Origin of the sequence: Rhizobium croatiense, from assembly GCF_019793465.1 — a bacterium.
Classification (GTDB): Bacteria; Pseudomonadota; Alphaproteobacteria; order Rhizobiales; family Rhizobiaceae; genus Rhizobium; species Rhizobium croatiense.
Map to the genome: position 1 here is coordinate 405,915 of NZ_JAILYJ010000002.1, position 13,748 is coordinate 419,662.

Below are 13,748 nucleotides of genomic sequence, written 5' to 3' on the forward strand. Positions count from 1 at the left end.
CGCAGGCCAGCGTTCGGAGCAGTAATATCGAAAGCCGCGGTGGCAGCGGCCTGTCAGCCGTGCACAGCGTTGAATAAATGATAGTATCTCATGTTCAACAATCATATTCCGCAGGTCGACGCCATCCTAAGAAATGACCATTCCCGCCTTGGACCTCAGGCCTGCGGCGTCGTCGCCTTGCGGGCCTCGCGCTGTTCGATACCCAGCTGATGCTCGCGATAGATGATGAAGATACCGGCAGCAACGACGATAACGGTGCCGATCAGCATGGTGACGCTCGGCACATCACTGAAGACGAAGTAGCCGACGATGCCGCCAAGCAGGATCGACGTATATTCGAACGGGGCGATGGTGGAGACGTCGGCATGGCGGTAGCTTTCGGTCAGCAGGATCTGCGCGACACCACCGCAAAAGCCGGCAGCGATCAGAAAAAGCGCCGACGGCCACGGCAGGACGAGCCAGCCGAAAGGCAGCGAAGCCAGCGAGAAGACCGATGCGGTGAGCGAAAAGTACAGCACGATTGTCGCCGTCTTCTCCTCTTCGACGAGGCGACGCACCTGGATCATCGCCATGCCGCCGAGAACCGCCGAAAACAGCACGCACAGCGCGCCGACGGCCTGTTCGGTTTCCATGCCGCCGTCGCGAAACAGGGTGAGCTTCGGCCAGGAGATGATGGCAACGCCGGCCATACCGACCAGAACGGCGCTCCAGCGATAGATGCGCACGGTCTCGCCGAGAAAAACCGCGGCGAAGATCACGGCGACGAGCGGCAATGCGTAGCCGAGCGCAATCGCCTCCGGCAGCGGCAGGTGCAGGAGGCCGTAAAAACCGAAAGCCATCGACAGGATGCCGATCGTGCCGCGCTTCAGGTGGCCGACCGGATTGGCGGTGTGGAAGGCTGCGCGCAGCTGTCCGATATAGGCGAGATAGGCCATGATCGGGAAGAGCGCGAAGAAGGACCTGCAGAAGGTGACCTGGCCCGGCGGAATATCCGGGCCGGCCAGCTTGATGCAGGTCTGCATGGCCAGGAAGACCACGACCGACGAGACTTTCAGCGCAATGCCTCTCATCGGGTTTCTGAGAACCGAGTGCATGATCCTGGCTCTAATGCTGACTTGAACGAAGGGGAAACGCGTTCGACTCGGGAACGCAGAAGATGAGCCCCATCGTAGCGAAAGAAAATCCCGCTGCATAATCCTTAAATCGGAATCGACCTCAGGATGATTACGCAGGAGTTCAAAGTTTACGGCATGCTTCGCGCGTCTGAAGACGGCGGCGTTGTCATCGGCCAATCCTCAAGCAAAACCGGAAAATCCGGGCAAAAGGCAGCTATTTCGACAATAACGGCTCGATCGTCGCCTTCGCGCGCACCGTCTGCGACGAGGATTACGACGGCCTCGGCTGGGATGGCGTCGTCGTGCAGCAGACCGAAAGCGACGCGACGATCAATGTCGCGCTCAATCTGAAATAGCGGCCTTTCTCCCGGCCGCCGCATCCATCCGTTTCGAACAGGATATTTTGCCCGTAAACTTCGTGTTCGCGGGCAATTTGCTTTAACTTTAGTTCAGACTTTAATGTAATCATGCCCGGCAATTTAGGCAGAGTGCGCCCGCCTCTGTATCCGCGGTTGTCAAATAACGGTCTTCAGGAAACACCATGCGAACAGATACCGGCCAGGTCATCCATCTGGCAGATTACCGTCCCACCGACTTCGTGCTGGAACGCGTGGACCTGACCTTCGAACTCGATCCGACGGAGACAAAGGTCGAAGCCCGTCTGATCTTTCACCGTCGCCCGGGCGCCGACATTACCGCGCCGATCGTGCTCGACGGCGACGAGCTGACGCTGGCGGGGCTGCTGTTCGACCAGGTGGAGCTCGACCCTTCGCGTTATGATGCGACGCCGGAAAGCCTGACGGTGCGCGACCTGCCGGAGAGCGCCCCCTTCGAGCTGACGATCACCACGATCATCAATCCCGAGGCCAATACCCAGCTGATGGGCCTCTATCGCACCGGCGGCATCTACTGCACGCAGTGCGAGGCGGAGGGCTTCCGCCGCATCACCTATTTCCCCGACCGGCCCGACGTGCTTGCGCCGTTCACCGTCAACATCATCGCCGACAAGGAGGCCAATCCGCTGCTCCTGTCGAACGGCAACTTCCTCGGCGGCGCCGGCTATGGCCCCGGCAAGCATTTCGCCGCCTGGTTCGACCCGCATCCGAAGCCGAGCTATCTTTTTGCCCTCGTTGCCGGCGATCTCGGCGTCGTCGAAGACACCTTCATCACCATGTCGGGCCGCGAAGTGGTGCTGAAGATCTATGTCGAGCACGGCAAGGAGCCGCGCGCGGCCTATGCCATGGACGCGCTGAAGCGTTCGATGGCGTGGGACGAAGAGAGGTTCGGGCGCGAATATGATCTCGACATCTTCATGATCGTCGCCGTCTCCGACTTCAACATGGGGGCGATGGAGAACAAGGGCCTCAACGTCTTCAACGACAGATACGTCCTTGCCGATCCCGAGACCGCGACCGACGCCGACTACGCCAATATCGAAGCGGTCATCGCGCATGAATATTTCCACAATTGGACCGGCAACCGCATCACCTGCCGCGACTGGTTCCAGCTGTGCCTCAAGGAAGGCCTGACGGTCTATCGCGACCAGGAATTTTCCTCCGACCAGCGATCGCGCCCGGTCAAGCGCATCGCCGATGTGCGCCACCTGAAGTCCGAGCAGTTTCCGGAGGATGGCGGCCCGCTCGCCCACGCGGTGCGGCCGACGACATATCGCGAGATCAACAATTTCTACACGAGGACCGTCTACGAGAAGGGCAGCGAAGTCACGCGGATGATCGCGACGCTGCTCGGCAGAGACGGCTTCAAGAAGGGCATGGACCTCTATTTCGACCGCCATGACGGGCAGGCGGTGACGATCGAGGATTTCGTCAAATGCTTCGAGGATGCAAGCGGGCGCGACCTCACGCAATTCTCGCTCTGGTACCATCAGGCCGGCACCCCGCTCGTCACCGCATCGGGCAGCTATGATCCGGCGGCCGGCACCTTCACCCTGTCGCTCGAACAGATGACGCCTGCTACACCCGGCCAGTCGAGCAAGGAACCGATGCATATCCCGCTCAGCCTGGCGCTCTTCGGCGAAAACGGCGGCAAGATCGCGCCAAGCTCGGTCGACGGCGCCGAATATGCCGGCGAGGTGCTGCACCTGACCGGCCGCACGCAGACGGCGGTGTTTCATGGCGTCGGCTCGCGCCCGGTCGTCTCGATCAACCGCAGCTTCTCGGCGCCGATCAACCTGCATTTCGATCAAAGCCCGGCCGATCTCGCCCATCTCGCCCGCCATGAGACCGATCATTTCGCCCGCTGGCAGGCACTGACCGATCTGGCGCTCCCGAACCTTCTGAAAGCTGCCCGCGAAGCGCGCGAGGGCAAGCCGGTCGTCTGCGAGCCGACCTTCGTCGAGACGCTGATTGCGGCGGCCGCCGACGAAAGCCTCGAGCCGGCCTTCCGCGCCCAGGCGCTGGCGCTGCCGAGCGAATCCGATATTGCCCGCGAACTCGGCGGCAACAACGATCCCGACGCCATCCATGCCGGCCGGCAGGCGATCCTCAAACAGATCGCCGATGCCGGAAAGGATGTCTTTGCCGGCCTCTACGCGGCGATGGCGACATCTGGCGGCTTCAGCCCGGATGCCAAGAGCGCCGGCCTGCGAGCGTTGCGCAATAGCGCGCTGACCTATCTCTCGCACGCCGAACAGACACCTGCGCGCGCCAAGGCAGCCTTTGATGCAGCCGACAACATGACCGACCTCAGCCATGCGCTGACGATCCTCGCCCATCGTTTCCCCGACAGTGCGGAGACAAGCGAGGCGCTGGCCGCCTTCCGCGACCGCTTTGCCGAAAACGCACTCGTCATCGACAAATGGTTCACGATCCAGGCCGGCATTCCGGGCGCAAAGGCGCTGGACCGCGTGCGCGGCTTGATGGAGAACCCGCTTTTCAAGCGGACCAACCCGAACCGGATGCGGGCGCTGGTCGGAACCTTCGCCTTTGGCAATCCGACCGGTTTCGGGCGGGCCGACGGCGAAGGCTATCGCTTCCTCGCCGGTCAGATTCTGGAGATCGACGGCCGCAACCCGCAGCTTGCAGCCCGCATTCTCACCTCGATGCGTTCCTGGCGCTCGCTGGAACCGATACGCGCCGATCACGCCCGCGCTGCCCTGATCGAGATCGAGCGGGCGCCCGACCTTTCCACCGACGTGCGCGATATCGTCGAGCGCACGCTCAAAGGGTGATTTTGCTTGGTCCGGCCGTCGCGCACCATGCGGCGGCCGCCTCGCCCGGCGATTCGAATCGCCCGAAAAATACGAAAATATAAATAGTTAATGGATTTTTACCTTTGCCTCTGGACAAGGCGAATCACCCATGATTCTCTAGGTCAGGTTCGAGCGAGCGGCGCGCGAATCACACGAGGGACAAGGCGAAGAGATGATGGACGTGCGGCGGGCAACCGTGGCCGGAGGACGGCTGCGTGTCGATTTTGACGGGCTGAAAGCCTGGCGAGACAGCCTATCCGGTCACTCGACATCGGAGCCGCTCCTGCGTCATCTGCCGAAGGCGGAGCTGATCTTGAAGCGCGCCATACCGGCGCTGATCATCGCCTTCCTCTCCGTCGTCGCCGCCTCGCATTTCTTCGGCATGATGAGCGAATATAGCCGGCTGGAGGCTTCCGCCCGCCATGCCACCGCGCTTTCGGCGGCAACGGCGTCTGCCGTATTTGCCGATGCGGCCGACATTTTCGACAGCGGCGATATCGCGCAAGCGCAGGCTCGCCTCTCCAGGTACCTGCCGCAGGACCGGCTCGATAACGGCGCCTTCGTGCTGCTGGTGCAGGCCAGCGGCAAGGTTTTTGCCGCAACCACCGCCGGGCTTTCGCATGTCGGCAGCAATGTTGGCGATTTCTTCCCCGAAGTCTCGGCGATCCGGCGTTTCGGCGATCGGGCCGGTGTCATCGAAACGACGATCGGCGGCGTGCCGCACTATGCCGAGATCACGCTGATGGGCAATGCCGGCGGTTACGTCGTCGCCGCCACCTCGCTCGAGGAGGTCGGCCGGCTCTGGCGCGAGGAGCTGGCGCTCAACGTCACGCTATTTGCCGGCATCTCCTCGATCCTGCTCGTCATCCTCTATGCCTATTACACGCAGGTGAAGCGGGCCCGCGACGCCGACGACATCTTCCTGGAATCGAACCTGCGCGTCGAGACGGCGCTGTCGCGCGGCCGTTGCGGCCTTTGGGACTTCGATTTCGAGAACCGGGAATTCTTCTGGTCGCGCTCGATGTACGACATGCTCGGCCTGCCGGGCTCCGACAAGACGATGGGCTTCGGCGAAGCCGCGCGGCTGATGCATCCCGATGACGGCGGGCTCTACGAGATCGCCCGCGCCATCGCCAAGGGCCATTCCGGCCAGGTCGACCAGATCTTCCGCATGCGCCATGCCGGCGGCCACTATGTCTGGATGCGGGCGCGTGCCCAGGTGATCCGCAGCAATTCCGGCCGCATGCACCTGATCGGCATCGCCATGGACGTGACCGAACAGCACCGGCTCGCCCAGCGCTACGCGGAAGCCGACCAGCGGCTCGCCGACGCTATCGAATGCACCTCGGAAGCCTTCGTGCTCTGGGACAAGAACGACCGGCTCGTCATGTGCAACACACATTTCCAGCAGGCTTACGGGCTGCCGGACAGCGTGCTGGTGCCCGGCACCGAACGCTCGATCGTCAACGCCGCCGCCGCCCGCCCGGTCATCGAGCGGCGGATCGCCGATGCCGGCGGCTCCGGCTATTCGCGCACGACGGAGGTGCAGCTGGCCGACGAGCGCTGGCTGCAGATCAACGAGCGGCGGACCCGCGACGGCGGCAGGGTGTCGGTCGGAACCGACATCACGCTGATGAAACGCCATCAGGAGCGGCTGCGCGAATCCGAACGCCGGCTGATGGCGACGATCGGCGATCTTTCCGCTTCGCGCCAGACGCTGGAGATCCAGAAGGCCGAGCTTTCGACTGCCAACGCCAACTACCAGGCGGAGAAGGAGCGCGCCGAGGCCGCCAACAAGGCGAAGTCGGAATTCCTCGCCAACATGTCGCATGAGCTGCGCACGCCGCTGAACGCCATTCTAGGCTTCTCGGAAATCCTGCAGAACCAGATGTTCGGGCCGCTCGGCTCGCTGAAATACGACGAATATGCCCGCGATATCCATGACAGCGGCAAACATCTGCTCAACGTCATCAACGACATCCTCGACATGTCGAAGATCGAGGCCGGTCATCTTAGGCTGCATTGCGAGCGCATCGACCTCGTGCCGCTGATCGAGGAAAGCCTGCGCTTCACCGCCATTCCGGCGGCCGAAAAGAACATCGTTATCGAGCAGCGCATCTCCTCCGGCCTGACGCTGACAGCCGACCGCCGGGCGATGAAACAGGTGCTGCTCAACCTGCTCTCCAATGCGGTCAAGTTCACCGACAATGGCGGCCGCATCGCGGTGCGCACACGCCGCGTCGACGGCGCCGTCACCGTCACCATCGCCGATACCGGCATCGGCATCCCGCGCTCGGCACTGTCGAAGATCGGCCAGCCCTTCGAACAGGTGCAGAGCCAGTACGCCAAGAGCAAGGGCGGCTCCGGCCTCGGGCTTGCCATCTCGCGTTCGCTGACCGCCCTGCATGGCGGCCGCATGAAGATCCGCTCGCGCGAAGCGGTGGGCACGGTGATCTCGCTGCGCATTCCGGATGATGTTTAGGCTTTAACCACACTCTGAAAAATCTTCCGAACCGCCTTCGAGAGCCGTTTCACCTCCCCCTCCAGCGTCCTGATATCGGGGCAGTCGCCGGCGCGGCAGACGAGTTCGACGAGGCCGGCAGGTGCGTCGTTCGGATCGAACTCGCCGTCGATGCAGAGACGAATTAGTTGCGACAGGCTGGTATAGAGCGCGAAGGCTTCCAGGCAGGTGTCGAGATCGTCCGCGGCCATCAGCCGGTCGCCGAGCAGCTTCAGAGCCTCGCCGGTGCTCTTGCCGCTGACCGCAACGTCGACACCCCTGGCCGGAGCGATCAGCACCAGGTATTGGGCGATGAATTCGAGATCGACGACGCCGCCGGGGATCAGTTTCAGGTCCCAGGGGCCGGAAGGCGGCTTTTCCGTTTCGATCAATTCGCGCATCTCGGCGACGTCATGCGTCACCTTGGCGATGTCGCGACCGGCCGACAGCACCTCGCGGATGACATGCTCCGTTTCGGCGATCAGGCTGTCATCGCCTGAGATCAGCCGGGCGCGGCTGAGCGCCATATGCTCCCAGGTCCAGGCCTCCTCGCGCTGATACTTGCCGAAGGCATTGATGCGGGTGGCGACGGGCCCCTTGTTGCCGGAGGGACGCAGCCGCATGTCGACCTCATAGAGCACGCCTTCGGCGGTCGGCGCCGACAAGGCGGCGATCAGCCTCTGGGTGATGCGGGTGAAGTAGCGCGTCGCGTCGAGCGGCTTCGGCCCGTCGGATTCGGAGGCGGCGTCGTCATAATCATAGAGCAGGATCAGGTCGATATCGGAACCCGCTGTCAGCTCGAAGCTGCCGAGCTTGCCCATGCCTGATATGGCGATCCGCCCGCCCGGATAGTCGCCGTGTGCGACCCGCATTTCGCCGATCACGGCGTCGAGCGCGGCTGCGATGATGAGATCGGCGAGATGGGTGAATGCGCGGGCGGCCATTGCGCCATTGATGGCGCCGGTGAGCAGGCGGATGCCGATCAGGAAGCGCTGTTCGGCGGCGAAGATGCGCAGCCGGTCGAGCACCTCCTCATAATGGCGCGCCTGGACGAGCGAGCCCTTCAGGCGTTCGCCGAGATAGTCGCGCGTCGGCAGCTCAGCCATCAGGCCGGGATCGAGCATGCCGTCGAAGACATGCGGCTTGGCGGCGATCACCTCGGCCAGCCGGGGTGCCGAGGACATGATGTTGACGATCAGCGACAGGAGCGCCGGATTGCTGCCGAGGAGCGAGAAGAGCTGAATGCCGGCGGGAAGGCCGGAGATGAAACTGTCGAAACGCAGCAGTGCCTCGTCGGCGCGCTTGCTTTCGCCGAAGACGCGCAGGAGCTCTGGCGCCAGCTCCGTCAGTCTCTCACGCGCTTCCACCGATTGCGTCGCGCGGTAGCGACCGTAATGCCAGGTGCGGATGATGCGGGAAATGTCGGACGTCCTGGTGAAACCGAGCTTCTTCAAGGTCTTGAGCGTATCGGGGTCATCGCCCTGGCCGGTGAAGACGAGGTTTCCGGTTTCGGCGGAAAGCCTGCTCTCCTGCTCGAAGAGGCGGGCATACCGACGCTCCACCGTCTTCAGCACGCCGACCAGCCGTTCGGAAAAACTCGGCGTGTCGGAAAAGCCCATCATGAAGGCGATGCGCTTGAGGTCGGCGTCGGTCTCCGGCAGAAGGTGGGTCTGCTCGTCGCGCACCATCTGGATGCGATGCTCGACGTCACGCAGGAACCAGTAGGCCTCCGTCAGTTCGTCGCGCGTCTGCGCATCGATCCATTTCGCCTTGGTGAGCTCGCCGAGCGTCTCCTCCGTCGACCGGCCGCGCAGCGCCGGCATGCGGCCGCCGGCGATCAGCTGCTGCGTCTGGACGAAGAATTCGATTTCGCGGATACCGCCGCGCCCGAGCTTGACATTATGGCCCTTGACCGCGATCGCGCCGTGGCCCTTATGCGCGTGGATCTGCCGCTTGATCGAATGGATATCGGCGATCGCCGCGTAATCGAGATATTTGCGGAAGACGAAAGGCGACAGCCCACGCAGGAACTCGCCGCCAGCCACAAGGTCACCGGCCACGGCGCGCGCCTTGATGAAGGCCGCCCGCTCCCAATTCTGGCCCCTGCCCTCGTAATAGATCATCGCCGCGTCGACCGGAATCGCCAGCGGCGTCGAACCGGGATCGGGTCGCAATCGCAAATCGCTGCGGAAGACGTAACCATCCGCCGTGCGCTCCTGCAGGATGCGCACCAGCCGGCGCATCATCCTCGGGAACACCTCGATGGCGTCATCGGGGTCGGGCACGATGCCGACCTGTTCGTCGAAAAAGACGACGAGGTCGATATCGGAGGAATAGTTGAGCTCGCAGGCGCCGAGTTTGCCCATGCCGAGCACGATCAGCCCCGAGCCCTCGCTCGGCTTCGCCGGATCCCGAAGCCTGATCTTTCCGCTCTCATGCGCCGCCAGCAGCAGATGGTCGATTGCAGCGCCGACAGAGGCTTCGGCGAGCTCGCTCAGCCAGGCGGTCGTGGCCCGGCCATCGACGATGCGCGAGAGATCGGCGAGTGCAACGAGGAAGGCGGCCTTGCGCTTGATAATGCGCAGTCTGCTCATCACCGCCGATTCCGCCGGCGCGGCCCCTTCCCCGTCCGGCCGCCAGCAGACCCGCGCCTCGGCGATCAGCGCTTCGATCTGCGGCTCCAAGGGTTGCGTGATGGCGCCGGCGAGAATGGCCGGGTCGAGATTGACGATTTCGCGCAGGTAGGGCGAGAGCGTCAGCACGGCGGAGATGAAATCGCGCAGTGGCCCTTCGCTCTTCAGCATCGCGGCGACCGACGGCTCGCTCTTGCCGGCCTGCTGAAGGTCGCTCAGCGCCAGCTTCAACTCCGTCTGGCTCAACGGACGCAGCAGCCCTTCGGCGACGTCCTTGAGGCCATGCGTCGATTTCGTCAGCATAGGCTCTCCCTGGCTTTGGACCGGAAGGAAACGGCCGCCAGAATCACAGGCCCCGCCTCCTCGATCGGGATTAAACTAGGGTCTCGGCGCCAAACCGCCAATACGCGATTCAACCGATCGTGTTTGCGCACGGGCCGTTCAGGCGGCCTTGGCCGGGAAGATCATGCTGACGGTCAGTCCGCGCTGTTCCGGCTTGTCGGGATTGGTGTCGGAGAGTTCCAGCCGGCCGTTGTGCAGTTCCATCACCGCCTCCACCAGCGAAAGTCCGAGCCCCGTGCCTGGTTTCGAGCGGCTTTCGTCGAGGCGGACGAAGCGCTTCACCACGTCGTCGCGCCGATCGGCCGGTACCCCCGGCCCGTGGTCGGCCACCGACAGGCAGATGCCATCCGGGCGGCGGGCAAGCTTCAGCGACACCTCGCCCGCCCCTTCCGTATCGGAGGAATATTTGATGGCATTGTCGAGCAGATTGAAGATCGCCTGGCCGATCAGCTCGCGATTTCCCTGCACCTCGATCCCGGGTTCGACGTTGGCGCTCAAGCCAAGCCCGGCCTCTTCCGCCGCCGGCTCGTAAAGCTCGGCGCTGTCGGCAACGATGGCCGACAACTCGACCGGCGACATCTCGGCTGCGACCGAGCCTGCCTCGACGCGGGAGATCATCAGCAGCGCGTTGAAGGTGCGGATCAGCTGGTCGGATTCGGAAATGATGCCTTCGAGGGCGACGCGCCGAGTATCGCCGTCAGTCATATCGAGGGCATCGGCGGCCTTGTTGCGCAGCCGCGTCAGCGGCGTCTTGAGGTCGTGGGCGATGTTGTCGGAGACCTGGCGCAGGCCCTCGTTCAGCTTCTCGATGCGCTCCAGCATGGTATTCAAAGACATTGACAGCCTGTCGAACTCATCGCCGGAACCGCCGACCGGCAGGCGCTGCGAAAGATCACCGGCCATGATCTTCTTGCTCGCATCCGACATACGATCGATGCGTTTCAGGGCATTGCGGCCAATGCCGAACCAGATGATGATCGCGCCGAGCCCCATGATCGCCAAAGCCACCATCAGCGCCTGGCGCACCAACAGCCGGAAACGTTCGGGGTCGCCAAGGTCGCGGCCGACAAGAATTCTCAAGCCGTTGTCGAGCACGAAAATATTGGCGATCGCCTTGTGCCGGCGCTCGACACCACCACCGTCCGTATAGCGCTGATAAGCGAAGGGAGCCGAGGTCCAGCCGACCTCCTCGAAGACGCCCGGCTGCACCGAGGCGACATTGCCGGCGAGAATATCGCCCGAAGGGCCGGCGATGATATAGAGATTGGCGCCCGGCTGGCGGGCGCGCCGCTCCATCGTGCGCAGCAGAAGGTTCATGCCGCCGGTGTCATAGGCACGCTGCACCTGCTCCACCTCCTGCCTGACGGCATCGCGGATCTGGCCGGTCAGCAGCCGTTCCGACATCGCCGTCACATAGAAGACGAGGGTCGCGGCGCAGATGGCGAAAAGCAGGATGTAGAGTGCCGAGAGGCGGACTGCGGTGGACTTGAAGAGAACCCTGAAACGGCTCATCCCTCGTCCTTGATCATATACCCCGCGCCCCGGATGGTTTTCAGGAGCGGCTGGCTGAAGTCCTTCTCGATCTTCGAGCGCAGGCGCGAGACATGGACGTCGATGACGTTTGTCTGCGGGTCGAAGTGGTAGTCCCAGACGTTTTCGAGCAGCATGGTGCGGGTCACCACCTGGCCGGCATTCTTCATCAGATATTCGAGCAGGCGGAATTCGCGCGGCTGCAGCGGGATTTCCTTGCCGCCGCGGCGCACCTCGTGGGAGAGCCGGTCGAGTTCAAGATCACCGACGCGATAGACGACGTCCTGCTCCGGCGTGCCCTTGCGGCGGCCGAGTACCTCGACACGCGCCAGCAATTCGCTGAAGGCATAGGGCTTCGGCAGGTAATCGTCGCCGCCGGCACGAAGGCCGGTCACCCGGTCATCGACCTGGCCAAGCGCGGAGAGGATGAGCACCGGCGTATGGATGCCCTTGCGGCGCAGCTCGCTGATAACGGAGAGACCGTCGCGGCGCGGCAGCATGCGGTCGATGACGATGACGTCATAGGTATTTTCCGATCCCATGAACAGGCCGCTCTCGCCGTCGCTGGCGTGGTCGGCGACAATGCCCGCCTCGCGAAAGGCTTTCGTGAGGTAGGCCGCGGCTTCGAGATCATCTTCGATGATGAGAATCTTCATGCGGCCGACATTACCCACCGGCTGCGTTTCGGCAAGGCTCAAAGCATCTGGCTGCGGAGCGGCGCTCATCGCGATCATCCTTCAAAAATCAGAACAATCGAGCCGTGCGGAGTTTCCTCCGCACGGCTCCCGTTTTTCGGGGATCAGCCCTGGCCGTTGATCGGCAGAGCGACGAAACGGCTTCCTTCGCTCGACTGAATCTGGAAGAGCGCCCGGGTTCGGCCGTCCTTCTTGGCCTGGTTCAGCACCTTGACGACATCGGCAGGGGTGGAGACTTCCTGGTTGTTGACCGAGGTGATCTTCTCGCCTTCCTTGATGCCCTTGTCGGCGGCGTCGGAGTCCGGGTCGATGCCGGTGATCGCCAGGCCCTTGCCGTCATCGGAAGGACCGACCGTCAGGCCGAGATCGGCGAGCGCCTTCTCGGACGCCGGCGCCTCGGGCTGCTGCGGCTGGTTGTTGTCATCGGCGGACGCCTCCTTCTGGTCGGCCGGCAGCGTGCCGAGTTCGACGGTCAGGGACTGCGCCTTGCCGGCTCGCCAGACCGAAAGCTCGACCTTGCTGCCCGGCTGCATCGCGCCGATGCGGCGGCTGAGATCCCGCGCATCCTTGATCGTTTCACCGTTCAGGGCGGTGACGACGTCGCCGGCCTTCATGCCGGCCTTGTCGCCCGGCGATCCGGCCTGTGGGGCGACGACGAGGGCGCCGCTCGGCTCGGAAAGGCCAATGGATTCGGCGATATCCTTGGTCACCGGCTGGATCTGGACACCCAGCCAGCCGCGCGAAACCTGGCCGTCCTTCATCAGATCGGCGACGACATCTCTGGCTGTCGAGGCGGGAATGGCGAAGGCGATGCCGACGCTGCCGCCGGACGGCGAGAAGATCGCGGTGTTGATGCCGACGACTTCGCCGCTGAGGTTGAAGGTCGGACCGCCTGAGTTGCCGCGGTTCACGGCCGCATCCACCTGCAGGTAATCATCATAGGGGCCGGAGCCGATGTCGCGGCCGCGAGCCGAGACGATGCCTGCCGTGACCGTGCCGCCGAGGCCGAAGGGATTGCCGACGGCGACGACCCAGTCGCCGACGCGGACGTTGTTGTCGTCGGCCCAGTTGACATAGGTGAACTTCCTGCCCTTGCCGTCGACCTTAAGGACGGCGAGGTCGGTGCGCGGATCCTTGCCGATCAGCTTGGCATCAAGCTCGGTGCCGTCATTCATAACGGCGACGAAGGCCTGCCCGTCGGAAACGACGTGGTTGTTGGTGACGATGTAGCCGTCCTCGGAGATGAAGAAGCCGGAGCCCTGAGCGACCGGACGCAGACGGCCCTTGCCGGGACCATTCGGGCCGCCCGGGCCACCGGGGCCGTTCTGGCCGAAGCGCCGCTGATGGCCACCCTGCTGGTCGTTCGGATCCTGGCCGAACTGCCGGAAGAAGCGCTTCAGCGGATGATCATCAGGCAGGTCGTCAAAGCCGCGGCCATTGAAATCGAAGGAGAAGCCGTCATTGTTGTCGGCGACGGGATTGACGCGGTTTTCCACACGAACGGACACCACGGCGGGCGAAACGGCATCGACGACATTGGCGAAGCTCGGAACGGCAGGCGCCTGAACCTTGACGGCTTCGGCATAAGACCGGGTGATTTCGAGCGGAACGCCGGTTGCGAGCACAGCGGCAGCGATACCGGCAACGGTAGAAGCCTTGAGCACGGTGGCGAGGGACGGACGTCCGTTGAAATTCTTCAGCATTGGAGCACCTTCTCTTGTT

The 13,748-nt window shown here is 63.5% G+C and carries 7 protein-coding genes and 1 pseudogene; 3 read left to right on the plus strand and 5 right to left on the minus strand.

What is annotated here, in order from left to right:
* Positions 1–155: 155 nt before the first annotated feature.
* On the minus strand, positions 156–1,094 hold the full coding sequence (locus tag K6M89_RS04685; RefSeq protein WP_222138581.1) for a DMT family transporter: 939 nt from the start codon (positions 1,092–1,094) through the stop codon (positions 156–158).
* A 221-nt stretch (positions 1,095–1,315) separates the two neighbouring features.
* On the opposite strand from K6M89_RS04685, the pseudogene K6M89_RS30920 reads away from it, so the two are divergent.
* From K6M89_RS30920 to K6M89_RS04695, 3 genes and pseudogenes are all read left to right on the plus strand, one after another.
* Positions 1,316–1,471 (plus strand): annotated as a pseudogene (locus tag K6M89_RS30920) (methyl-accepting chemotaxis protein); the annotation flags it as partial.
* A 185-nt stretch (positions 1,472–1,656) separates the two neighbouring features.
* Positions 1,657–4,305 carry an aminopeptidase N gene (gene pepN, locus K6M89_RS04690; protein WP_222138582.1) on the plus strand — a complete coding sequence of 883 codons (2,649 nt, stop codon included), beginning with the start codon at positions 1,657–1,659 and terminating at the stop codon, positions 4,303–4,305.
* A gap of 193 nt (positions 4,306–4,498) precedes the next feature.
* The gene (locus K6M89_RS04695) at positions 4,499–6,808 is read left to right on the plus strand and encodes a PAS domain-containing sensor histidine kinase (RefSeq protein ID WP_222138583.1); all 2,310 of its coding nucleotides are present in this window, start codon (positions 4,499–4,501) and stop codon (positions 6,806–6,808) included.
* Here the strand turns inward: K6M89_RS04695 and K6M89_RS04700 are convergent.
* The 4 genes from K6M89_RS04700 to K6M89_RS04715 form a co-directional block, all read right to left on the minus strand.
* The gene (locus tag K6M89_RS04700) at positions 6,805–9,762 is read right to left on the minus strand and encodes a bifunctional [glutamine synthetase] adenylyltransferase/[glutamine synthetase]-adenylyl-L-tyrosine phosphorylase (RefSeq protein WP_222138584.1); all 2,958 of its coding nucleotides are present in this window, start codon (positions 9,760–9,762) and stop codon (positions 6,805–6,807) included. The two genes, K6M89_RS04695 and K6M89_RS04700, sit on opposite strands and share 4 nt — an antisense overlap.
* 138 nt (positions 9,763–9,900) lie before the next feature.
* Positions 9,901–11,313, minus strand: a complete 1,413-nt coding sequence (locus K6M89_RS04705) for a sensor histidine kinase (RefSeq protein WP_222138585.1) — start codon at positions 11,311–11,313, stop codon at positions 9,901–9,903.
* Positions 11,310–12,065, minus strand: coding sequence for a response regulator transcription factor (locus K6M89_RS04710; RefSeq protein WP_376744677.1), 756 nt, complete (start codon positions 12,063–12,065; stop codon positions 11,310–11,312). The genes K6M89_RS04705 and K6M89_RS04710 overlap by 4 nt, the downstream gene beginning before the upstream one ends.
* 65 nt (positions 12,066–12,130) lie before the next feature.
* Positions 12,131–13,729: a Do family serine endopeptidase gene (locus K6M89_RS04715; protein WP_222138586.1), complete on the minus strand. Its 1,599-nt coding sequence runs from the start codon at positions 13,727–13,729 to the stop codon at positions 12,131–12,133.
* Positions 13,730–13,748 lie beyond the last annotated feature (19 nt).

What these genes read in the sequence shown, in the direction of transcription:
- pepN (WP_222138582.1), top strand. Translation starts at nt 1,657, where the DNA reads ATGCGAACAGATACCGGCCAGGTCATCCATCTGGCAGATTACCGTCCC.
- K6M89_RS04700 (WP_222138584.1), bottom strand. Translation starts at nt 9,762, where the DNA reads ATGCTGACGAAATCGACGCATGGCCTCAAGGACGTCGCCGAAGGGCTG.
- K6M89_RS04710 (WP_376744677.1), bottom strand. Translation starts at nt 12,065, where the DNA reads ATGATCGCGATGAGCGCCGCTCCGCAGCCAGATGCTTTGAGCCTTGCC.
- K6M89_RS04695 (WP_222138583.1), top strand. Translation starts at nt 4,499, where the DNA reads ATGATGGACGTGCGGCGGGCAACCGTGGCCGGAGGACGGCTGCGTGTC.
- K6M89_RS04715 (WP_222138586.1), bottom strand. Translation starts at nt 13,729, where the DNA reads ATGCTGAAGAATTTCAACGGACGTCCGTCCCTCGCCACCGTGCTCAAG.
- K6M89_RS04685 (WP_222138581.1), bottom strand. Translation starts at nt 1,094, where the DNA reads ATGCACTCGGTTCTCAGAAACCCGATGAGAGGCATTGCGCTGAAAGTC.
- K6M89_RS04705 (WP_222138585.1), bottom strand. Translation starts at nt 11,313, where the DNA reads ATGAGCCGTTTCAGGGTTCTCTTCAAGTCCACCGCAGTCCGCCTCTCG.